The organism is Opitutaceae bacterium TAV5, from assembly GCA_000242935.3.
Classification (GTDB): domain Bacteria; phylum Verrucomicrobiota; class Verrucomicrobiia; order Opitutales; family Opitutaceae; genus Geminisphaera.
This window is the reverse complement of record CP007053.1, coordinates 6,930,402-6,951,875: the sequence shown is the minus strand read 5'-3', so window position 1 is coordinate 6,951,875 and position 21,474 is coordinate 6,930,402. Positions and strand designations below refer to the sequence as shown.

Sequence of the window (21,474 nt, the reverse complement as noted above, 5' to 3'; positions counted from 1 at the left end):
GCCCGTCCTCCTGCCGTATCCAATTATCCATTCACAACCTGATTTTTAACTCTTCATCAAAATGCCTTCACGCCTCTCTACCATCGTCTCCAAGAGCACGATCCAGGAATACGCCCAGGGCGCCGCGCAATCCGCCGCCGCCCCTGTCGCCGACTTCCTCGCCCCGACCGTCGAGGTCGCCAAACCCATCGCCTACTACAAGGTGTATGACGACAAGCGCCGCTTCCGCGTTCCCAACACCCGCCGCGCCATCAACGGTCGCGCCGTCGAAATCGGCTGGGAAGCCACCGACGCCCAATACAACTGCTCGCCTCACGCCCTCGACGTGCCGGTCGACATCATCGAGACCGACGACGAGAACACGATGGAGAACAGCCTCCGCGAGGCCGCCGATCTCGGCGCCGCCGTCGGCTCCCTCTCCCATGAGAAGGAGACCATCGACACCGCCCTGCAACTCCTCACGCCCGGCCTCGCCAACCTCGATTTCGCGGCCGATGCCGACGTGATCGACCAGATCGACGAGCGCATCATCCAGGTCATCAAGGCCGCCCGCTACGGCTCGCTCCTCGGCGTCCGCATGCTCTTCGGTCCGACCTTCTTCCGCCGCCTCAAGAACCACAAGAGCGTCAAGGGCCGCTTCCTCGGCGCCGGCAGCAAGAAGGAAGCCGTCAACCCCACCATCGACGACCTCCTCTCGCTCTTCATCGCCAAGCCCGAGATCAAGCTCTCGATGATGGTGGCCGATGAAGCCCCCGAGGGCAAACCCGCCGACGTGGACTTCCTCCTGGACGAATCGCTGATCGTCTTCGCGGCCAGTTCACACCCCACGCGCCATGATCCGTCCTTCATGAAAACCTTCCGTCTGCGCGGACGGTGGATGAAGCCCGGCACCTACGCCCGCGACGACGGTCGCGTCGAGGTCGCCAAGCTCGACTGGTCGCACGACGTGAAGATCACCAACACCCTCGCCGCCCAGCTCCTCAAGATCGAGCAGCCCGCGCCCGCCCAGGGCTAAACCTCATTGGCCTCATGGGGCCTTCCGCCCCATGAGGCCCATCCCCCGTCAACCACATGTCCTGGAGAACAATCACCGAAGACGATCTGCGCACCGTGCTCACCGGCACGGAAATCGACAGCGTGCGCACCGTGGCCCTGGAAGACGGCGCCGGCGATCCCGTGCCCGGCACCCTCGCCAACGTCGTGCAGACCGTCCGCGGCTACATCGCGGGCTGTTCGCGCAACACCCTCGGCCCCGCCGGCACGCTGCCCGAGCAACTCGTCGGCGACGCGATGGTCATCGCCCGTCACCGGCTCCTCACCCGCTTCCCCGAGGTCGGCCTCCTCAGCGACGGCCGCGTCAACGAATACAACCAGGCCATGACGGCCATGCGCGACGTGGCCGCCTGCCGCATCTCCGTGGAGGCCCCGCCCGTGGCCGGCCCGGAAAAAATGCCCGCCGGCGCCGGCGCGATCCTCGTCAGCCACACCCCCCTCAACTTCACCCGCGACAAGACCTCGCTCCTCTGACCATGCAAAAACTCTCGCAACTCACCACCCACGCCGCCGGCCTCATCGACGCCATCCCGCTCCTCGCCGGCAAGGGCATCACCGCGATCTGCGAATCCAGAGGCAACATCGTCTCGATGGTCAAACAGGCGGTGGGGAAACTCGGCCTCGCCGTGATCGTGCTCACCCCGGACGCCGAGCCCCTCACCGCCTCCATCGACACCACCATCCGCATCCGCCCCCGGATCGTCGTCGAAGTCGTGGAAAACGGCGGCATGAACAAAACCGGCCTCGCCGCCCTCGATGTCGTGGCGGAACTGCTCCCCGTCCTGCACCGGGCGCCCAACGGATTTCAACCCGCCGGCCAGCCCCGCCGCCCCGGCCTCCACGAGATCACCCTCGACCCGAAAGTGCCCTACGAACTGGTCCCCGACGACATGCTCGTCGTCTACCACGTCAACACCTCCACCGAGATCACGCTCTCCCGGAGCCCCGCGGCTCCCGATCCCGCTCCGTAACAAATTTCCCGATACGTCGGGATTCACGCCAACCGCCAACACACACACTGCCATGCCGCTCAATCCTGAAACGCTCCATCACACGACTGCCGACCTCGTCGGCACCGTCCAGCTCCTGTTTTCCGCCGGAGCCACCACCCGCGCCCAGGCGCTCGCCCGAGGCTACCTCGACATGGGCTGCTTCAACGGCGCCGAGTTCAAGGCCGAAGTCGCCAAGACCGAAGTGATAAAATCCTACCGGGGCCGGTCCTTCCTCGCCCGCAACATCCCCGGCATCATGAAGCACGGCTACGATCTCGCCACGAACGAGTTTTCCGACGCCCGCAAGATCCGCTTCGCCCTCCTCGGCGAGGACACCGATCCCTTCACCCAGCTTGCGCTCCCTGCCACCGAGGTCGATCCGCTCGTCTTCAGCGTCCAGGCGCCGGCCATTCACAACCTCTGGTATCCCGTCACCCGCACCACCGGCGGCGTCACCCGGCAAATCCGCGAGATCGAGGCGCTGACCTTCCCCGACCTGGTCGAAGGCGTCGACTTCATCGTGGACCCCAAGCTCGGCCTCGTGCGCTTCATCAACGCCGCTGCCCTGCCGGTCGCCGAGATCGCGCCCACCGTCACCGCCCCCGCCATCACCGGCGCCGATCACCCCCTCGGTCTGAAAGCGGTCAAGCCGCTCACGCGGGGCTCCTACAGCGGCTATGCGCGCTTCCTGATCTGGGACGGCAACGAGCAACAGCCCCTCGTCATGGATCATCAGGATTTCTCCTGCGAACTGTCCCTCTCCGGCCCGCCCACCATCTCCCGCGACTCCCTCAGCGAGCTCAAGATCCTCGTCACCATCACCCACGACCAGGGCCTCGTTTATTACAGGGACTGACCGGAGGACCAGAGGCCGGAAACCAGAGGCCGGAAAAACACCATGCAAATCTCACCCGATACTCTCCAGCCCGTGCCGCCCGGCACCGCGCCCGCGCTCGGCGCGGCCTCCGGCACGATTGTCATCTACGGCGTGGCGGCCGTCGAGCTGCGGCTCTACAAGCCCGGCGCGGCCGAGCCGCTCGTCACGCTCGATGCGTGGACGCCCACCCCGGCCACCGGCGCCTACACCGCCACGCTCACCCTGGAGCAGGCCGACGCGATCCTCGCTGCCGGCCCCACGCTCCACGCCAGCGTCAACGGAGGCCCGCCCTTCCAAGTCAAAAACTCCGGGAGTGCCACCGGCCCCTCTAACCCAGGCTCCGGCGGCAGCAACCCCGGCCCCGGAGCCGGCTACTACACCAAAGACCAGGTCGACCAGCTCATCACCGACATCGTCGCCCCGGCCGGAGGCACCTACGCCCTCACCGGCCCCGGCGGCCTCCGCGCCGTCCACGTCCGCCGCGCCGACGGCAAACTCATCCCCGTCGTCGGAGCCGGCACCGATGACGCCCCCGCCATCGCCGCCGCTGCGCCCGTCACGGAAGCGCAACCCGAAGCATAAGCCAGCCACGTCATGAGAAAAACACTACTGAAACACTCTGCCTTCTGGCTTCTGGCCTCTGTCTTCTGGCTTCCGTCCTCTGCCCTGGCCCAGGCGGTCCCCGCCGCGCAAACGACCGCCGTCATGGTCAACGACGCCGGCGTCGTCGTCTGGCCGCCCAACTTCGCCGGCGCCAACCTCACGCCCGCCCTCGCCGGCAAGCTCGACAAGGTGACGGGCTCCGGCAGTGAGCGCGCCTACACGGTAAATCTTGTCGGGAGCCAGGCGATGCTCATCATCTCGACAAGCGCCACGACGGGCAACCTCGTCAAGCGGTCCACGGAGGGGCATATCCTGTTGCCGGCCACCGCGCCGACCAATTCCATCCATGCGGCCAGCAAGGGCTACGTCGATGCCCGCACCCCGCAGCCGGCCTTCATGGTCTGCACGATCCAGCTCAACACCGCGCCCGGCGATGCTTACACGGATTTCGAGTTCAAGATCACCATCTCGAATTTCGGCGAACACACGCCGTTTACGGACCTGTATCTCTACTATCACAGCCCGGACCCCGGCCGCACCGTCGTCACCGGACAGGTTGGCCCCGTGCCCTCCGTCTGGTTCGTGGATAGCCAATACACCGACCCGCGCCGGCTCCGGAAGCAGAGCGCCACGCAGTCCATCTGGACCATGCGGACAAACAGCAACTCGCGCATCGCCTCCGTCATGATCGCCGTCCCGGTCGACAGCGTCATCCGCCCGGACAACGCCGCGCTCGTCGTGGAGTACCTGCGCTTCACGCCCACCGATCACGAGCGCGATGCCGGCGGACGCTCCGTCTGGCGCATGGTCGAGCCGTCCTGGCGCACCGTCATGCCCACCCCGTAATCGCCCGCGATGACACCCGACACCATGCTCACCTGCGCCAGCCTGCGCGATGCCCTGAAGACCCTCGCCCGATGCCCGGAGATCGAGCGCATCCGCGCCGAAAACCGGGTGCTGCGACGCACCCTCGATAACTGGATGGGCGGCTCGCCGGAGGGCCGCCTCGATCATGCCGTGGACGTAGTCTGCGCCCTGATCGTCGTGGAGACAGCCAACGAAATCCTCTCTGCCACGCCACCGCCGGCTGACACGGGCACGCCCCGCGACAACACCCCCGGCGACGACGCCATCATCTCCTGACTTTCCCGTCTCCCGGCGGGCAATCCGGGTATCCAAACCAACACCACATAAATACCATGAAAAAAATCATGATCATCATCCCGGCTCTCGTCTTTGGCGCGAGCCTCGCCATCGCCGCCGAGCTTTCGGACTTCGCGCAATCCATTGCCGACCTCCAGGCCTCACGTGTCGAAGTGAACAGGCTGCCGACCAAGACCCGCGCCGACCGGCTTGCCCGCCAGGCCGCGATCGACGCCTGGGACGCCGCCAATGCCGCCACCGTCGAAGCCGCCATCCCGCAAATCGACGCCCTCATCGCCGAGCGCCCCAACCTCGGCGGCTTCGTCATCTGGTATCATCTGGGCCAGAAAAACAAGGACGCCACTGCCGCCAAAATCGCGTGGCAGCAAAACCCGGAAGACAGGGCGCTCGCGGCCAAATTGCTGGCCGTCTCCTCGCACGCGCACAACTACATCCGTCGCTATGCCACCGCCGCCGAAATCGCGGCTCTCCCCGGCTCATCCGGCGTAAGCTTCGCCACTGCCGTCGTCGGACGCGCCGCCGAACTCGGCCAGCCCGAACTGGTGACGGACTACTACACGCGCTGTCTCGCCAAAGGTCTCATCACTACCGGCTACAACGCATGGTTTGACCAAAAGCTGATCGACCTCGCCGCCGCCGGCAAGGAAGCGGAGGGAGTCCGGCTCGCCCGCGTCGAAGCCCTCGCGGTCAACAAGCTCAAGACGACTCCCGCGCAGGAGGCCCGCCTGGTCAAACTCCGCGCCGCCGGCAAACTCTCGGGCGAATAACCGCCGCCCTGCACCTGCACCGCCACCGGGGGGCGGCGCTCACCCGCCGCCCCCTCCACCACAGACCCGCACCCGCCCACCATGAGCAAGACCACCACCGCCCTCGCCACCGCCGCCCTGGCCGCAGCCGGCATCGGAGGCTACATCGCCACCGACGCCCTCCTGGACGATCATCCCGCGCCCGTGTCCCTTGTCGCCGTCGCCGACGCACCTGCACCGGCCGGAAAGGAGACCTCCATCTTCGATGACATCGACAGGAAGCTCGACCCCTTCCGCCACATCGACGCCATCGTCAAGCCTCCGCCCCCGCCCATCCCGGCCAAGGTGCTGGAGAAAGCCATTGCCGCGACCATCCCCGACCAGATCATGGCCGAGGCAATCGCCAGGGCCATGATCGCCCGCGAAGCGCTGGTCGGCAAAAGCATCGCCGGCATCAACAGCCTTGTGCCGCTCATCCCCGAGGCCGCGCCCGGCCTCCCCGTGATCGAGCAGGCGCAACGCCTCTACACCATTCTCAAGCGCGCCGGCCTGCGCACCATCCCCTACTACGCCTCCGGCTCCCCCGCCTGGGTGCGCTGGCGGCAACTCCTCGCCGATCCCCTCGCCACGGACGCCGACTGGATCGCCTTCTACCAGTCTCTCTCCACCGCCGCCCTCGCCTGATCACCCAACCCATGAGCGCCGAATCACCGCCCGATCGCATAATGACCATGACCCGCGAGGATCTCGAAGCCTACGCCCGCGCCCTGCGCAACGAGGTCGAGGTGCTCACCGCCCGGATCGCCTCCCTGGAGGAGTGGGCTCCCCCTTTGCCGAAGCGCTAGTCGTTCATGCGGGGGAGGGCGCGCTATCGGCACGCCTGTGAATCGCCCTCCCCCTTTCTCCGCCGCCTGTATCCAATTCTTAATTATTAATTCTTAACTCTTAATTTTTCCTCCCGTGTCCGAAACACTCAAACAGCGCACCCGGCGCCACCCTCTCTCTCTCCCGCTGGGAGACATTACCTCCGTCGACGTCCGCCGCATGCAGGCCAAGCCCGCCCGCGAGTTCCTGCTCGCACTTGCGTATCACTGCATCAACAACCCCGCCTCGCTGGAGGTCCTGCTGGCCAATCCCGCCGGGTTGCCCGCGATCCTCATGAGCGCCTTCGACCTCGTCGAAAGACTCATCACCGCCAGCACCGGCCTCACCCCCGAACAGATCGACGACCTCGATCTCGCCGACCAACTGGAGATCATCCACATCGCCCTCCGGCTCAACACGGGGGACGAGCTAAAAAAATCATTGGCCGGAATCGGCAGCATGCTCAAGGACCTGTTCGCGATTCCGGCTTCCTTCACGCCCGGCTCCACCGTGACCGTTGCCACGCCCGGCGCGATCAGGCCGCCGAACTGGAGGCCGCCCTTCGAGAGTCCGAAGAATCCTGGGGACTCGCCTACACCCGCCTCGTCGAATGGGGATACGGCGCCGACTACCTCGACCGCTGCACCCTCTTCGACCTCGACCTGATTATCAGGCAAGCGGCCGCCGTCTCCGAAAAGCGTGCGGCCGACATGCGCCGCGCCCGCCGGTAATCAGCCATCACAAGGCCCAGGGGCTGCGTCCCTCCCGGCGGCAACGCTCGTTGTGATACCTGTTCTGCAAATGCGCCCCGATACCCCATGCCAGCGCGAACAACCCGACAGTCACGCCGATCACCACGCTCCGGAACTCCGGATAAACCGCGAATGCGACAAAAAATCCGGAGACCAGCAACACCAGCACCAGCCCTGCCAAAAAGGATTTCATGAGCGGGAACAATCTCGAAATTAACGTCAAGGTCAACGCCGATACTGCCGGCGCGGACCGCACCGCCAACGCCCTCTCCGGCCTCCAGCAGCGCCTCGGCCCGCTCGCTGGCCTGTTCTCGCGCAACGCCCTCGCCGCAGACCGCTTCAAAACCTCCATCAGCAACGGCGACGTGGCCATCCGCAAATGGGGCGCGCTCCTTACCGGCGGCGCTCTCCTCGGCGCCCTGCGCCAGCTCGGCCAGCAGGCGACCCAGTTTGACGCCCAGCTTGCCGCTTCCGGCCAGACGGCGGGCCAGACCGGCGACTCCCTCATCGAGCTCGGCCGCTCCGTCAACGCCGTCCGCGAGTCCGTCCGCACCGCCGCCACCCCGTTCGCCTCCCTGCTCGCCCCGGCCCTCAAGACGGGCGCGGAGGCGGCCGCCGCCCTCTCGCAAAACCTCGGCGGCGTCGGCGTCGCCGCCGTCGGTCTCGTCGCCGTCCCCGCCATCATCAACAAACTCGGCGAGACGGCGATGGCTGCCATCAACCCCGTCCGCACCCTCGCCGTCTCCCTCTCCGGCCGCTCCTTCTCCGAGATCCACGCCCTCAACACTCGCCTGCTCCAGACACGCGGCTCTTTCGGCGCGATGGCTACCCTCGCCAAAGGCGCCACCCAGTCCCTGAACGGCTTCGCCACCGCCGCCATCACCGCTGCCGGTCCGCTCGCCGTCCTCTTCGGCGTCTACGCCATCGGCAAGACCGCCGCCGATCTCTACGTCAATTCGGTGGAGGCGGCTGCGCAGCGCCACCAGGACGCCCTCGACAAGATCTCCATCGCTACGGCCACCTTCTACGCCAAAGTCGCCCAACTCCGCGACAAGGCCGGAGCCAGGACCCTGCTCCCCGACGCGCAAAAGGGACTCGCCGAGGCGGAGGCAAAGCTGAAGGAGTTCCGGGCTCAGTTCTCCTCCACCTTCGTAGAGGGCGGCACCACGAAAGGCCGCCTGTATATGTCCGAAGTGGAGGCATCCACGTACGGCACCCTCCGCAGGGAGGTGCAGCTGCGCCAGGCCATCGTCGACAGGCTCACCGATGCGGAGCGCATCCAGGAGACCATTTCCCGCAACGACTCCGCGGCCGCCGCCGACGCCGAGAAGGCCCGCATCGACGCCCTCGTCGCCAAGCTCTCCGAACTCAGGGACCTCGCCGCCGATCTCGACTTCCAGAAGCTGTCACCGCAGGGCCAATACGCCGCCCTCGGGATGCAGATCGACGCGCTCAAGGGCAAACTCGCCACGCTCCCCGCGCCCGACCCCGACAGCCGGGAGGCCGTCAACCGCCACCTCGCGCAGCAGCTCGACCTCCAGACCCAGATCGCCAAGGCCGAGGCCGACCGCGCCCGGATCACCAAACAGCTCGATACCGATGCCAAGGCCGCCACCGCAAAAGACCTCGCCGCCCGGCAGCAGCTCCAGCAAAACATCCTCGACCAGATCACCCGCGAGCGCGAGCTGATCGCGCTCCGCGAGGATATTTCACCGGCCCAAAAGGCGGAGGAATATGCCAAACTGCTCACCCGTCAGCAGACCACGCTTGCCGAGGTCGTCCGGCTCAAAAAAGAGGAACTCGCGCTCGCCGCCAACCCGCTGGATCGCGCCCGCATCCAGGCGGAAATCGACGCCGCGCAGCACGAGATCGACAACCCTTCGCTCGCCACGAAGCCCGCCCAGCCGAAGATCACCACCCTGCGCAGGTCCGTCGCCGGCATGGACGCCGGCACCGACGGCCAGCACTTCCGCAGCATCGGCGAGGGCCTGGAAGGCGGCCTGCTCTCGCAAATCCAGCAGATCGGCACCGAGGGCGACATCGTGGCGGCCGGCCTGCAAAGCGCCTTCGGCTCGGCCATCTCCGGCATCTCGCAAGGTATTCAGGGCCTCATTACGGGCACGCAGACCTGGGGGCAGGCGTTGCGCAACATCGGCGGTTCCATCCTCAACGGTGTCATCAGCGCGATCGCCGAAATGTTCGCGCAGTGGATCGCCGGCGAGATCGCCCGTTTCACCCTGGAGACCGTCCTCGGCCAGAAGCGCAAGGCGGAGAAGACGGGTGAACTCGCCCTCAACACCGCCAATGCCGGCGCGCAATGTGTCGCGCAGATGGGGCCGTGGGGACTCGCCGCCTTCGCCGCGTCGATGGTCGCCATCATGGCGATGTCGGCCGCCATCGCCGGCAGCTTCGCCACCGGCGGCCTGATCCGAGGCGCCGGCACCGGCACCAGCGACAGCAACCTCATCCGCGTGTCGGATCAGGAATACGTCATGCGCGCCGCCGCCGTGGGGAAATACGGCGTCGGTTTCATGGATGCGGTCAACACCGGCGCGCTCGATCTCGCCGCCGGCGTCAACGCCATCCCGGCTCCGCTGGCGCAATCTCCCGCCGCGGGCGGCTCGCAGGCCGCCGGCAGCGCCTTCGCGGCTTCCCCGCAGGGCGCCCGCGAAACCAGCCTCACCATCATCCTCGTGAGCAGCGAAGAGGAAGCGGAAGTCGTCCGGAAAAATGCCGACGGCGACGCCCACATCCTCCGCGTCGTCAAGGGCGGCAGAACCACCCTCGGCCTCCGCACCTGATTTTATTGCCGATCCGATCCCATGATTCACCCGATCAACCACCAGGGCTCCGCCCTCCTCATCATCCTCGACGAGCCCAACTGGGCGACACGCCCGAAGCTCACCCGCGAGGTGCAGACCGGCATCCTCACCCGGCTCGATGCGGGCGAGAGCCGGCGCCCGGAGCACACCCTTGCCCGGCACACGCTGACTCTCGCCTGGGACATCGAGACCGCCGACCTCGACAACTGGGAAGACGTGTTTGCCCAAAACCTCGCCGACGCCCTCGTCGCCCTGCCCGTGCCCTGCGACCGGCTCCTGCGCGATGACTACCTCGCCGCCCGCCTGTTCGACGCCGCCTGGACGCTCGTGATCCCCGCCGACGGCGCGCCGCCCTCTGTCGTGGCCACCGCGCAGCTCGACGCCAACCCGGCGCTCGTGCCGGCCACGGCCACGCTCGCGCCTCTCCTCGTCGGCAAACTCAAGGCGCGACCCAAATTCCGGGGCATCACCGCCGATGGCTCCAGTGTCTCGCTCACCCTCCTGGAGGAGTCGCCCGCCCGCTACGCCATCCGGCTCCCCGCCCGCCAGGCCATCCCCGACAACTGGCCCGCCATCCTCGAAGCCAACTGGGCGTACGCCGTCGAGACCGCCACCATCGACACCATTGAAAAAAAGACCATCGGGCGCGGTCGCCTCCCCGCCACCGATCTCACCGAGGCCCCCCCGCGCCAGACCCTTGTCCATACCCTCACCCTCGGCTCGCGGGAGGAGATCTCCGCCCTGCTCGACTTCCACCACGCCCGCGCCTCCACCGCGCAATCCTTCCTCGCCCTCTCCCCGCAATTCCCCGACCGGCCCCCGCGTCGTCACCGGTTCACCACTACATCACTGGAGATCACGTTTGTCTCGCAGGAAATGGCGGAGGCGAAGATCGCCCTCACCGAGGCCCCCGGCGAAGCCTCCGCCCTGGCCGCCGCGGAACCCGTCCGCGCCCACCTCTACACCTTCACTCTCCGCATCCCCGGCCTCGCGCAAAACCAGCTCCCCGTCTGGCGCTATACCGACTGGGAGACCGACATCACCTTCGAGGGCGCCACCTGGCTCGGCGACACCCGGTCCCTCATCGAGCACGACACCATCACCCGCACGGCGGACCTCTCCGACCCGGCCCTCAAGCTCACCCTCTCGGCCAACCTCCCGCAAAACCCGCTCTCCCTGCTCGCCTCCGGCGAACTGGAGGCCCCCCTCCAGATCGAAATCCATGCCTGCCGCCCCGACCCCGGAGCCAGCGCCACCGCTCCCGTCGCCACCACCCAGGCCCGCGAAGCCCTCCACACCGGCGACATCGCCGAAGTCTCCGCCGAAGGCCGCACCCTCACCGCCACCAGCCGCGCCCTCGCCGGTCGCCTGGAGAACAAGATCCCCCGCTTCGTCTTCTCCGGCGTGTGCAATCACCGCTTTTGTGATACCGGCTGCACTCTCCTCGCCGCCGCCTGGCGCGTCACCGGCGTCATCGCCGTGGCCAGCGCCGGCGCCGCCGTCCTCACCGTCACCCCGGACGCCCCCGCCAACACCGTCTGGCTGACCGGCGCGCTCGCCCGCGGCCATCTCATCCTCTCCCTCGCCCCGGAGGCCGGCCTGCCCGTCGGCGACTGGCAGGTGCGGCAGATCGTCGCCGTCGCCGGCAGCGTCAACGCCCGCCAGATCACCCTCCGCTCGCCCCTCCGCGCCCTCCCGGCCCCCCTCGCCCTCACCGGCCGCCCCGTCACCCTCATGGCCGCCTGCGACGGCACCCCCGACGCCTGCAAGGCGCGGGGCAACTACATCAACTTCGGCGGCCATCCCCACATCGGCCCCGACAACCTCTCCCTCCCCAGCTACAACACCAGCGATGCGATCGGAAAAAAAGGCTGACCGCGTATCCACCCGCACAACACACACCGCCATGCGCGACATCCTTCCCCCCTGGAGACCTTACTTCACCCCCGAGCGCCGGCCCGCCCTCCGGGCCGCCGTGGCACGCTGGACAGGCACCCCCTTCCGCGCCCACACCGCCGTCCCCGGCCCGCAAGGCGGCGTCGACTGCGTCCACTTCATCCATGCCGTGCTCGCCGAGTGCGGCGCCACCGCCGATCAGTCCCTGCCCGCCGGCTACAGCCTCGCCCACGGCCACCACTCCGCCCGGCCCGACCTCCTCCGCTGGCTCATGGAGGCCACCGCCCCCGGCCTCGCCCTCGTGATCGGTCCCCCCGCTCGGCCGGCTCATCCCCGGCGACCTCCTTGCGATCCAGACCGGCCTCACCGCCCACCACCTCGCCCTCTGCACCGGCGACGGCCAGTGCGCCCACGCCGCCGACGGCGCCGGCGTCATCGTCCACGACGCCGAGCACGAGACCTTTCTCCGGCGCGTCCTCTTCGCCGCCCGTATCATGGAGGCGGCTCCGCCGCCTCCGGTTCAGGGTTCAGGGTTTCCGGTTCAGGGTTCAGAAAACTCCAAACCCGAAACTCCAGACTCCAGACTGAAACCGGAGGTTTCCGCATGAGCATGGCCAACGGCGCCGCCGACATCGCGGCAGACGATCCCTCCCTCTACAACCAGGACGCGACCGACTCCTCCTCCAACCAGAAAGGCGTCCCCGTCCCCTGGTGGACCGGCCTCGACTGGAGACCGCTCACCTGGATCGTCCCCGACACGATCGACGCCACCGGCAAGCCGGGCCTGACCGGCACGACCATCAAAAAGAAAAAGCACGGCGTGAGCATCAAGTACGGTAAAAAATACCGGGCCAATGTCGCCGGCATCGCCGGGCTCGGCGTCATCGACTCGATCCACGCCATCGAGATCAACAAGGCCATCGTCTGGCCGGCCTCCGGCGTCCCCGACGAGCACGGCCTGCGCCGCGACGACGGCGCCGCCCACACGGCCGGCAACCCCGATTCCCCGTACTGGCGCGCCACCATCGCCCTCAGACAGGACGCGATAAATTCGCAGTTCCGCCTCTACTGGGGCCGCGCCGACCAGCCCGCGGACAACACCGTCCTCGCAAAATGGGCCGCCCTCGGCTACGAGCACCCCGCCTACCGCGGCCAGGTGCTCTGCTGCATGGAAAACTGGTACTTCGGCCGCAACTGCACCAACGTCCCCAACACCCGCATCCTCGTCCGCCGCTCCCCGCAGCCCGAGGTCGGCAATTTCCCGACGACGTGGAACCCCCGCGGCGAGTCCCTCCCCGCCGCCATCCTCGAACTGCTGACCAACAAAATCTACGGCGCCGGCATCCCCCCGGAGCATTTTACCCCGGCGCAGTGGGAGGCGCTCTCGGCGGCCGTCATGGCGGACATCGGCCACCACTCCCCGCAGCTCCTGCGCGCCGAGCCCGTCACCGATACGATGAAAAAACTTCTGTCCTATTATGACGGATACCTGACCATCCGCGGGTCGACCATCACCCCCGGCCGCTACCCTCACGACGCCGTGAAGGTTGCGCCCCGCGCCTCCATCACCCTCTACGACCTCACCGACAAGCCCCGCCTCTCCCTCACTCCGGCCGCGCAAGCCGTCAACACCGTCACTGTCACCTGCCGCGACCGCGCCGCAAAGCTCGTCGAGTCCACCGTCACCGCCCGCGACACCTCCGCGATCGCCGCCCGCGACGGAGGCGAGATCGCCGCCACCCTCGACATGCCGGCCATCACCGACCTCGTCATGGCCGAGCAATATGCCGCCCGCGCCGCCGCCACGGCCACCTCGGCCCAGCGCCACCTGGACCATCGAACTCCCGCCCGCCCGCGCCATCCTCACCTCCGGCGCCCAGGCCCTCCCCGGACACAACGCCGACTTCACCTATCCCCCGCTCGGCCTCTTCGAAAAATACTGCCGCATCACCTCCCGCACCGACACCCCCGGCGGCAAGACCTCGCTGACCCTCGAAGCCGAGCACGGCTTCTTCGGCGCACTTCCGCCGATCCCGCCTCCCGCGCCGCCTCCCGTCTTCGCGCAAAAAATCCCTGACCCCGTGACCGCCGCGAGGATCATCGAGCTGCCCCGCACCGATTTTTCCCCCACCGCTCCCGCGACGATCGCCTTCCTCATCCGCCGCCCCCTCGCCCGCAACCCGGACAATGCCGCGCTCACCGGCGACGAGGTCATCGCCACCCGCATCCTCCACGCCCCCACCGTCAATTCCGACGCATGGAGCACGCTCGCCGACTCCGACAACTGGGCCGCCTCCGCCCTGGCCTCCGGCGCCCTCACCTCCGCCGCCACTCAGGCCACCCTCCTCTTCGACGCGCAAAACCTCGACCTCGCCGACGACGATTTCCAGAGCCAACCCGACGCCGAGCAGGCCAACAACACCCTCCTCCTCGTCATTGACGACGAGATCATGAGCATCGGCGCCATCGCCATCGACGCGCAAAATCCCCTGCGCCGCACGCTCACTCTCCTGCGCGGCCGGCTCGGCACCAAGCCCGCCGCCCACGCCTCCGGCGCCGAAGCCTGGCTCATCCCCGGCTCCGATCTTGAGGCGCTCACCCACGCCGTCTTTCTCCCCGGCACCACCCGCGCCTTCAAGCTCCTGCCGCTGACGCCCTCCGACATGCTCCCGGCCGAGGACGCCGCGCCCATCCCCTTCGCTTTCGCGGCGCTACCCCCGCTCCCGCCGCTCCCGACCATTGCCTTTGCCGGCGTGCCAGCCAACGCCACGGCCGGCGCTCCCTTCACGTTTTCCCTGACGGTCCACTCGCAGACGGCCAACCTCGCCCAGGTCACTGTCTCCCTGATCCAGATCAACCCCAACGGCACGGACGGCCCTGCCAGCCCCGTCATTCAGGACACGTTTCCCGCCAGCCTTCCCTTTCCCCAGGACTACGTCCGGGAGCTGTCGGCGACGGCCCTGACGGCCGGCAGCCACAAGATCGCCGTCACGGTCTCGACCAGCGCAGGCCAGACGACAGCCGCCCGCTCGGCCGCCATCGCCGTCGCAGGGGCGTTTGCCCCCGTCTCCTGTTTCACCGACACGCTGCTTGTCTCTCCCTACAACGGTCAGAACTACAACTCCGAGATCGCCCGGCTCGTCTTCACCCTTCCCGCTGACGGCATCTGTTATCTCTATGCCAGCGCCAGGGTCGCCGGTTCGGACGGCTCCGGCAACGTGGACATGGATCTCTGGCTCCATATCGACGGCGGCACGGGCGAAAACAGGCACCTCCAATGGGACGGAGCGCCGGCGCTCCTCGAATTTTCCCCCTCCCTCCGCCGTTTCACGGCCGGGCAGCACACCATCCTCCTCCGGAGCGGCATCATGGGCAATGACAACACCCACCAGTACCTCGCCGCCTGCATCCACGTCCAGCAGGTCATCCCGGATATCTACATTCCGACGACATGAGCCGCGGCCTCGTCGCCAGCCGGCTGCGAGCCTCCCGCAGGCCTCCCGCGGCCTCGCTTACCGACCCTTTTCTTTCCACCCCGTCCGACCCTTTTCAGTACTTTCCCCGGCTCTTGCCGGGCCTTGGACGGGATTGGCGAAGCGCAGCCAGACGTGGATCTGCTGGCGTGCCGGGGCGCTTGGTTTACCAAGCAACAAAGGGAAGCCGCCGGCGCCGGGCCGAGCGCGAGGGGCGCCTTCGTGCCAGGAGGTTTTGTCTAGGTCGATTTCGACAGGACGAGGAAGGCCCGAATGTTCGCAGCTGGTGGCGATGATGTCGGAGATCTCGGCAAACCAGGCGGCGCGGTCGGGGTAGGGGTCGAGCTTGGGATGGCGGTTGAGCACGACAGGGGTCACGCTGGCCCATGTGTCCGTGGGTTCTGCGGTCTGGCACCAGGTCTCCGGGCGCAGCGTTAGCGGTGGCACGGTTCGCTCTTCTTGGCGCAGGGTCCAGACGCCGAGCTTGCCAAGGGTGAGGCGAATTTCGGCGGGCAGGCCGTCCTGATCGTAAAGAAACGGGCGCAGGACGCGGCCTCGTTCGCGCGCGGGCAGGTCGCGGGGGAAGGCGATAGCGAGGCCGAGTAAATGTCCGTCGGCATGCGGGAAACCGGCGAATGCCAGCGCGAGCAGCGCGGCGTGCGTGCGCTCGGAGGGGACTCCTCTGGCGCGATGGCCGGTTAGCCATTCGGGCGCGTCCTCTCCGCAGCTTTTGAGCAGTGCACCGCGGAGGGCGTCGGTCAGTGCCGCGGTGGATTCGAGCCCCAGATTGGGACCGTCTTGTTTGGCGAGAATCAGCAGATCGGAATCGAAGCAGCCGTGGCTGATCACGGCCGCGGCGGGACGCGACCGCACATAGGGACGGGTGATCGTGAGCATCGGACGCAGGCGCGTGGGCGGCGGGAGAGAGCGGGTCCACTTGGTGCCGAACTCGGCGGCGAATGTCGCCTCGGCTTCTCTTTTCGCCTTGCCCCTGGACGACGAAATACGGACGGAAAGATCGAAGAAACGGTCGATGGCGTCGCCGTTGAACTGTTGTTGCAGTTCGCGGAGGCAGCCGGCCGTGGGGATGCGCAGGTGGACGGCTTTGGAGCCGCGCGACGGAGTGGCGACCGGATGGAGGTCCGGGGCCGGCTCTTCACCTTCCGGCACTCGCCACATCTGAACAAGCGACGACGAATGCCCGATGCGAGTGACTTTGCCGCAAAGACGCTGGAGTGCGTTTTTGTGCGAATTGGAGGGCGTCGCGTCCGGCCAGACTAGGAACACATTCGGATCATGCGGGCGGACCTTGGGGAAGGTCCGGGGCTGCTTGTTCGCGGGGAGCGAGAGTTTGTCGTTTACCGGAACGTAGCTGGTGACGACGGCGCGTTTGTCGAAGTGTTCGCTGACTTTGAGCGATGGCGCCTCAAGCGCTTCGAGCCATTCCAAGGCGGTGTGTTCTTCCTGCCACAGGGACGCGGAATCGGTGTCGCCGGGATGCGGCTTGGTCTCGTAGAGGGCGGCGACAAGCGCCATGAAAACCCGTCCCGGATGAGGCGGCCACTCGGCCTCGTCGCGGCTTCCGACGCTCGTCGCCGTGGCGTAGCCAGTGAGGTAGTGAATGCCGAGAGCGAGCATGGATCACTCCTCGGTTTCGGCGGCTCCGGTAGCGGCGAGTTCCTGGCTGCGACGCAGGAGGGTGATGAGCTGCGGGGAGGGCGTGAGTTTGAGCGGCTCCTTGCGCCACTTGAGTCCGAGCGCTTCGGCGGCGGTGACCGCCTCAGCCAGCACCTTGATGGCGTTGTCGGCGTCAATGGTGAGCGGCGTCGGGGCGGCACCGGGTTTGTCGAGGAGTTCCCAGGTCAGGGAACCGGTGGGCCAGAGCAGGCAGCGCGAGCGCAGGTCAAAACCTGTTTCGGACGCGAGTGCGGCGGCGGTGAGAGCAAGTGCGGCAAGGACGGTCTGGCCGGCTGCGTCGATTTCTTGGCTGCGCGTGCCGTTGGCCAGCGGGAAATGCAGGCGGCGAAGCGCGGGGAGGGAAAGGACGGCGGTCTGCTCGGCGTAGTCGAGGGTGACGCCGCCTTCGGAGACGGATGGGACGATGTTTCCATGATTGGCAGCCGATGGCCTCCCTTCGTCGGGAAAGGTTGCGTCCTTCAGATTGTAGGTAACGTCCTTCCCTTTTCTTTTCCCAAAAAGGATGGGTTTGCCACTGGATTGGAGTGCCTGTGTCGCATCCAAGGTGATGGAGTGTTCTGGTGTCCGGAATACGGGACCGGCCTGTTTTTGAATTCCGAGTGGATCAATACGGCTGCTCGTCTTGGCTCCTTTAATCACATTAATGCCGACAACCTCGGAGACGAAGGCGCGCTGGAATTTTGCTCCGAGTCCGCCTTTCGGTCCGGTGGAATCCCAAATACCGAACACCAGTGCGGTCGGGCAAAGTTCGTAGAGCGCGGTCGCGTTTTGCAGGCTTACATGATCGAGCTTTTCGCCGGTCTCGGATTTACGAAATGGTTTATCGTCCAGCAGGCTGTCACGGAGGATGGCATCGGCGATGCGGTGGGGGGCTTGGAGGCTGGTGATTTTTCCGACGGCGTTGAGGAGGTTTTCGTTGGGAAAATCGACCTGAACCACGGGAATGGGCGAGGACGAGAAGCGGCCTGCGTCAATGGCTGCTTGGAGGGCGTCTTCCAATCGGTTGGCTTGGGCCTGCACGGAATCTAGGAGGACGCAGGGGATGGTCTTGATGGTGCCGTCGGGTTGCCGGACGCGGCGCTCTTCCGTGGCGTAAGCGGCTTTATCATAGGTTGGGGGAAAGACCTTCGTGCCGTCACCGGCGGCGGGTTGAAGGGTGCTGCGGGAGCGGAAGGCAGCGGCGGTGCCGCGAACGGCGGACTGGAGTGTGGCAAGGTCGAGTTTAGTGCTCATGATTTAGTCGGGTTGATGTTGAGATAAGTAAGTCGGACGATGATGGATACTTGCCGAGGCATCCGGCGTAGCGCGGGCAAGGCGGGCTTGATAATCGTAAGGGGGGTTGCCGGTGGCTGCCTGGAAAATGTCAGCGAAGGAGGGCATGAGGGCTATTGTTGCGAGCTGGTGAGTGGGATGAGCAAGGCTTTTGGATAAAAATCGACTGACAGAATATCAGCCGGGGAGGGACATAGGGTGGCACGGTCTCTGTTTTTTGATTATTTTTTAAGGAGTTCTTTTGTAGCGCCTTTGGCGGAGGGCGAAGCGGCATGGTTGGCAAGGAGCGCGGTGGCTTCGGTCTTTACGGCTCGGACAAGAGCGGCGGGAGCAAGGGCGCGGGCGTGGCGGCCCCAACCAAGGATGCGTCGGCGGACGTCGATCAGGTTGTTGAGGCGCAGCGTGGCCTCGATCGCGCCGTGCGGGGAGGCGAGTTCGGTGATCGTTTGCGAGGCGTGCCAGGGACGTTCGCGGATGTAGGGCGCTGCCGTCGCGTCGAATCGGATACGGACGGTGAAGAGTTTCTCCCCGGTAAAGAGACCCATGTTGCCGGTGAGGTGGGCGTGGGCGTCGAAGTTTTCGGGTGGAGTGAAGGTCGCGCCGGTCGGAGTGATCGTGCCGATGCGGGAGAGCAGGAAATTGCGCAGGGCGCGGCGTCGGGGGTCGTGGGCGACAAGCATCCAGCGGTGGTCGAGAATGGCGAGGTGGAGCGGATGAACGATACGCGGAGCGGGACGGCAGGCGCGGGGTTTTTTGTAGGTGAGGCGGAGTTCGCGGCGATGGCGGAGCGCATCGAGAAGCTCGACGAGGTGGCGTTGCTCGGCGGCCGTGGCGGCGTCGGTCTCGGGGTCGGAATCGGGTTCGTAGATGAGGCGGTTGAGTTCTTCGGGAGCCAGCGAGATGGCGGAGCCGAGGGCGGGGGCCATTTTTTCCAGAATGGCGGCGAGGGCACGGCCGAGGGCGGAACCGCGCCAGGCGGCGAAGGTGCGGCCGGCGAGGATCAGGGCGAGGGCTTCGTCGGCATCGATACGGGGGAGCGGAGTGAGTTGCAGCGACGTGTAGGGACCGGAGTAATGGTAGGTGCGCCGGGCGGGATCCCATTCCACGGGGGCGTTGTGGCGATCGCGGAGGTGATTGATGTCGCGTTTGATAGTGCGGGCGGAAATGCCTTCCCATTCGCTGGCGAAGGATTCGGCTGTGAAGCAGCGACCGGCGGAAAGGTATTCGTGAAGGCGACGAATGCGGGCAATGCAGGCAGGACCGCCGGAGTGCGCAGGGCGCGGGGAGAGGGACGGGAGGGAGCCGACAGGAGGCATGACACCATAATAAATGATTCCGCCAGATCGGCAGCAAGATCCGGTACGGACGTATCAGGAAGTTTTTTTGGGGAATTTTGATCACATGCACCCCTGTTGCTGGTGAATGGCGGGAACCGGAGGTTCACGGTTTGGGCACCGGTGGTTGGTTGCGCAACGTACACGCTCCCGTGAAACCCGATGTGCCTGTATTTCTGGTCGCCGCGGCCGTGGTTGCCGGTCGCGCAATGGTGTCGCATCCGCGGGAAGCCACGCCGCTCTTTCTGGCGTCGCCTTGACCGGGTGCGGAGTCGTTTCGGGATTACGTATCTTGTGAATGCCAATCGGGATAGTGGCGTTCACGGAAAAAGCGGCTGGAAGCGGCCCCGGGTTTCTTCACGGTAGGCGGCATGACTTTCGATCCTGTTGAAAAACTGAAGGAATTTGTCCGCCATGCCAGCATCTCCACCGACTCCACCGCGAAGGCGGGCATGCAGGGAGCGCAGGAGTTTCTGGCCGGGCTGCTCGGCTCGCTCGGATTTGCCGTCGAAGTCGTGCGGACCGACAAACATCCGCTCATCCTCGCCGAGCGCGAACCGGCGACCGGAGCGACCGCTGCCGGCGATGGCGGTCACGTGCCGCACGTCATCATCTACGGTCATTACGACGTGCAGCCGGCCGATCCGCTCGCTCTCTGGAAAACGCCGCCGTTCGACCCCGTCGTGAGCGACGGGCGCATCCGGGGGCGCGGCACCGCCGACAACAAGGGACCGCTCCTCACGCACATCGCAGGCGTGGCCCGGTTGCTGGCGCGCCGTCCGGACCTGCCGCTTCGCATCACTTTCATGATCGAAGGCGAGGAGGAGATGGGCAGCCCGAGCTTCCCGAAATTTCTCAACGACTATCGCGACCGGCTCAAAAAGGCCGACCTCGTGCTGTTGTCCGACACCGGCAGCCCGAGCGCGGAGCAGATCGTCATCACCTGCGGCCTGCGCGGACTCGTGCTGTGCGACGTCGAGGTGACGGGCCCGCAGACCGATCTGCACTCGGGCCTGCACGGCGGTGTCTTGCGCAATCCGATACAGGCCGTCGCCGAGCTCTGCGCCTCGCTGCACACGCCGGACGGGCGCGTCAACATTCCCGGGTTCTACGATGACGTGCTCGACGTGGAGCCCTGGGAGCGCGAGGAGCTGAAAAAACTCGGCGGCGACGAGGAGGCATACCGGAAGTTCCTCGGCATCCCGGCCTTTCATCCGACGGCCGGTTACACGCCGTTCGAATGCACGCGCTATCTGCCGACGCTGGAATTCAACGGCATCGGCGGCGGTTACCAGGGCGAGGGGACGAAGACGGTGATCCCGAGCAAGGCGTTCGTGAAAATCAGTTGCCGCCTCGTCGCCAACCAGCAGCCGGAACGCATCCGCGAGCTTTTGTACAAAACCATCCGCGAGCGCATGCCGGCCGATGTCACGTACCGGATCATCGACCAGCACGGCGGCACACCATATGTCGTGGTGCCGCCCGACCGCTCCAACACGCCGAAAAACCAGTCGCCGGTGCTGGCGCGCGCGTTCCGCTCGGCGGACAAGGCCATCGCCGAGGCCTTCGGCAAGCCGCCGCTCTACCTGCGCGAGGGCGGCAGCGTGCCGATCATCGCGGATATCAAGCGCGAACTCGGCCTCGACTCGGTGATGATGGGCCTGTTCCTCCCGCAGGACAACCTGCATGCGCCCAACGAGAGTTTCGACCTCGGTGTCATGGAAAAGGGAATACTCGCCTCCGAGCGCATCCTCGAAGGCATTGCCGATCAGGGCCGATAAGGCGGACTTCAGTGTCGTCGGAGCAGCGGAATGATGGCGTTGCTCGAAAATTCCTGCAGGGCCTTCCTTTGAGGAAGGCCGCGAAGGGCATTGGAGATTCGAATACCGATGCGACGCGCCGGCAAGCGGCAGACCTTACAATATCAA

Annotated in this window: 20 protein-coding genes; 16 read left to right on the top strand and 4 right to left on the bottom strand. The window is 66.5% G+C overall.

The genetic code is table 11. The features are described from left to right. The first annotated feature begins 61 nt into the window (after positions 1–61). The 11 genes from OPIT5_29295 to OPIT5_29245 all read left to right on the top strand — a co-directional run bounded on the left by OPIT5_29295 (position 62) and on the right by OPIT5_29245 (position 6,965). Positions 62–1,015 carry a hypothetical protein gene (locus OPIT5_29295; protein AHF94883.1) on the top strand — a complete coding sequence of 318 codons (954 nt, stop codon included), beginning with the start codon at positions 62–64 and terminating at the stop codon, positions 1,013–1,015. A 56-nt stretch (positions 1,016–1,071) separates the two neighbouring features. After that, positions 1,072–1,527, top strand: coding sequence for a hypothetical protein (locus OPIT5_29290; GenBank protein ID AHF94882.1), 456 nt, complete (start codon positions 1,072–1,074; stop codon positions 1,525–1,527). A gap of 2 nt (positions 1,528–1,529) precedes the next feature. Next, positions 1,530–2,024 (top strand): hypothetical protein, encoded by a 495-nt coding sequence (locus OPIT5_29285; protein AHF94881.1) that lies wholly within the window; start codon positions 1,530–1,532, stop codon positions 2,022–2,024. Positions 2,025–2,076: 52 nt separating this feature from the next. Then, the gene (locus tag OPIT5_29280; protein ID AHF93679.1) at positions 2,077–2,901 is read left to right on the top strand and encodes a hypothetical protein; all 825 of its coding nucleotides are present in this window, start codon (positions 2,077–2,079) and stop codon (positions 2,899–2,901) included. Positions 2,902–2,943: 42 nt separating this feature from the next. Continuing rightward, a complete protein-coding gene (locus tag OPIT5_29275; GenBank protein ID AHF93678.1) occupies positions 2,944–3,504 on the top strand; it encodes a hypothetical protein in 561 nt (186 codons plus the stop codon). 12 nt (positions 3,505–3,516) lie between these two features. Next, positions 3,517–4,371 (top strand): hypothetical protein, encoded by an 855-nt coding sequence (locus OPIT5_29270; protein ID AHF93677.1) that lies wholly within the window; start codon positions 3,517–3,519, stop codon positions 4,369–4,371. Between the two features lie 9 nt (positions 4,372–4,380). Further along, entirely contained in the window at positions 4,381–4,668 is a 288-nt protein-coding gene (locus OPIT5_29265; protein ID AHF94880.1) for a hypothetical protein, read from the top strand. Positions 4,669–4,724: 56 nt separating this feature from the next. After that, positions 4,725–5,456 carry a hypothetical protein gene (locus OPIT5_29260; GenBank protein AHF93676.1) on the top strand — a complete coding sequence of 244 codons (732 nt, stop codon included), beginning with the start codon at positions 4,725–4,727 and terminating at the stop codon, positions 5,454–5,456. Between the two features lie 81 nt (positions 5,457–5,537). After that, on the top strand, positions 5,538–6,119 hold the full coding sequence (locus OPIT5_29255) for a hypothetical protein (protein AHF93675.1): 582 nt from the start codon (positions 5,538–5,540) through the stop codon (positions 6,117–6,119). Between the two features lie 11 nt (positions 6,120–6,130). After that, entirely contained in the window at positions 6,131–6,280 is a 150-nt protein-coding gene (locus tag OPIT5_29250) for a hypothetical protein (protein AHF93674.1), read from the top strand. A gap of 115 nt (positions 6,281–6,395) precedes the next feature. Further along, complete coding sequence (locus tag OPIT5_29245; GenBank protein ID AHF94879.1) at positions 6,396–6,965, top strand: hypothetical protein; 570 nt, start codon at positions 6,396–6,398, stop codon at positions 6,963–6,965. Positions 6,966–7,037: 72 nt separating this feature from the next. On the opposite strand, the gene OPIT5_29240 is transcribed toward OPIT5_29245, so the two are convergent. Then, positions 7,038–7,244, bottom strand: a complete 207-nt coding sequence (locus OPIT5_29240; protein ID AHF94878.1) for a hypothetical protein — start codon at positions 7,242–7,244, stop codon at positions 7,038–7,040. Between OPIT5_29240 and OPIT5_29235 the strand changes: the two genes are divergently transcribed. The 4 genes from OPIT5_29235 to OPIT5_29220 all read left to right on the top strand — a co-directional run bounded on the left by OPIT5_29235 (position 7,243) and on the right by OPIT5_29220 (position 15,224). Then, on the top strand, positions 7,243–9,852 hold the full coding sequence (locus OPIT5_29235) for a hypothetical protein (protein AHF94877.1): 2,610 nt from the start codon (positions 7,243–7,245) through the stop codon (positions 9,850–9,852). The two genes, OPIT5_29240 and OPIT5_29235, sit on opposite strands and share 2 nt — an antisense overlap. A 21-nt stretch (positions 9,853–9,873) precedes the next feature. Beyond that, positions 9,874–11,748, top strand: coding sequence for a hypothetical protein (locus tag OPIT5_29230; protein ID AHF94876.1), 1,875 nt, complete (start codon positions 9,874–9,876; stop codon positions 11,746–11,748). Positions 11,749–12,379: 631 nt separating this feature from the next. After that, positions 12,380–13,846 (top strand): hypothetical protein, encoded by a 1,467-nt coding sequence (locus tag OPIT5_29225; protein ID AHF94875.1) that lies wholly within the window; start codon positions 12,380–12,382, stop codon positions 13,844–13,846. 4 nt (positions 13,847–13,850) lie between these two features. Continuing rightward, a complete protein-coding gene (locus OPIT5_29220; protein AHF94874.1) occupies positions 13,851–15,224 on the top strand; it encodes a hypothetical protein in 1,374 nt (457 codons plus the stop codon). A gap of 57 nt (positions 15,225–15,281) precedes the next feature. Here OPIT5_29220 and OPIT5_29215 read toward each other — a convergent pair whose 3' ends face one another. The 3 genes from OPIT5_29215 to OPIT5_29205 all read right to left on the bottom strand — a co-directional run bounded on the left by OPIT5_29215 (position 15,282) and on the right by OPIT5_29205 (position 19,528). Continuing rightward, positions 15,282–16,880 carry a CRISPR-associated protein gene (locus OPIT5_29215; protein ID AHF93673.1) on the bottom strand — a complete coding sequence of 533 codons (1,599 nt, stop codon included), beginning with the start codon at positions 16,878–16,880 and terminating at the stop codon, positions 15,282–15,284. A 3-nt stretch (positions 16,881–16,883) separates the two neighbouring features. Next, positions 16,884–18,173, bottom strand: coding sequence for a CRISPR-associated protein (locus OPIT5_29210; protein AHF93672.1), 1,290 nt, complete (start codon positions 18,171–18,173; stop codon positions 16,884–16,886). Positions 18,174–18,433: 260 nt separating this feature from the next. After that, a complete protein-coding gene (locus OPIT5_29205) occupies positions 18,434–19,528 on the bottom strand; it encodes a DNA-binding protein (GenBank protein ID AHF93671.1) in 1,095 nt (364 codons plus the stop codon). A 389-nt stretch (positions 19,529–19,917) separates the two neighbouring features. Here OPIT5_29205 and OPIT5_29200 point away from each other — a divergent pair, with 389 nt between their 5' ends. Further along, positions 19,918–21,327, top strand: a complete 1,410-nt coding sequence (locus OPIT5_29200; protein ID AHF93670.1) for a peptidase M20 — start codon at positions 19,918–19,920, stop codon at positions 21,325–21,327. Positions 21,328–21,474 lie beyond the last annotated feature (147 nt).

Bases quoted from the DNA above. Each gene is read 5' to 3' on its own strand.
- OPIT5_29295 (AHF94883.1), top strand. From the start codon at position 62: ATGCCTTCACGCCTCTCTACCATCGTCTCCAAGAGCACGATCCAGGAA.
- OPIT5_29290 (AHF94882.1), top strand. From the start codon at position 1,072: ATGTCCTGGAGAACAATCACCGAAGACGATCTGCGCACCGTGCTCACC.
- OPIT5_29285 (AHF94881.1), top strand. From the start codon at position 1,530: ATGCAAAAACTCTCGCAACTCACCACCCACGCCGCCGGCCTCATCGAC.
- OPIT5_29280 (AHF93679.1), top strand. From the start codon at position 2,077: ATGCCGCTCAATCCTGAAACGCTCCATCACACGACTGCCGACCTCGTC.
- OPIT5_29275 (AHF93678.1), top strand. From the start codon at position 2,944: ATGCAAATCTCACCCGATACTCTCCAGCCCGTGCCGCCCGGCACCGCG.
- OPIT5_29270 (AHF93677.1), top strand. From the start codon at position 3,517: ATGAGAAAAACACTACTGAAACACTCTGCCTTCTGGCTTCTGGCCTCT.
- OPIT5_29265 (AHF94880.1), top strand. From the start codon at position 4,381: ATGACACCCGACACCATGCTCACCTGCGCCAGCCTGCGCGATGCCCTG.
- OPIT5_29260 (AHF93676.1), top strand. From the start codon at position 4,725: ATGAAAAAAATCATGATCATCATCCCGGCTCTCGTCTTTGGCGCGAGC.
- OPIT5_29255 (AHF93675.1), top strand. From the start codon at position 5,538: ATGAGCAAGACCACCACCGCCCTCGCCACCGCCGCCCTGGCCGCAGCC.
- OPIT5_29250 (AHF93674.1), top strand. From the start codon at position 6,131: ATGAGCGCCGAATCACCGCCCGATCGCATAATGACCATGACCCGCGAG.
- OPIT5_29235 (AHF94877.1), top strand. From the start codon at position 7,243: ATGAGCGGGAACAATCTCGAAATTAACGTCAAGGTCAACGCCGATACT.
- OPIT5_29240 (AHF94878.1), bottom strand. From the start codon at position 7,244: ATGAAATCCTTTTTGGCAGGGCTGGTGCTGGTGTTGCTGGTCTCCGGA.
- OPIT5_29230 (AHF94876.1), top strand. From the start codon at position 9,874: ATGATTCACCCGATCAACCACCAGGGCTCCGCCCTCCTCATCATCCTC.
- OPIT5_29225 (AHF94875.1), top strand. From the start codon at position 12,380: ATGGCCAACGGCGCCGCCGACATCGCGGCAGACGATCCCTCCCTCTAC.
- OPIT5_29215 (AHF93673.1), bottom strand. From the start codon at position 16,880: ATGCTCGCTCTCGGCATTCACTACCTCACTGGCTACGCCACGGCGACG.
- OPIT5_29210 (AHF93672.1), bottom strand. From the start codon at position 18,173: ATGAGCACTAAACTCGACCTTGCCACACTCCAGTCCGCCGTTCGCGGC.
- OPIT5_29205 (AHF93671.1), bottom strand. From the start codon at position 19,528: ATGCCTCCTGTCGGCTCCCTCCCGTCCCTCTCCCCGCGCCCTGCGCAC.
- OPIT5_29200 (AHF93670.1), top strand. From the start codon at position 19,918: ATGACTTTCGATCCTGTTGAAAAACTGAAGGAATTTGTCCGCCATGCC.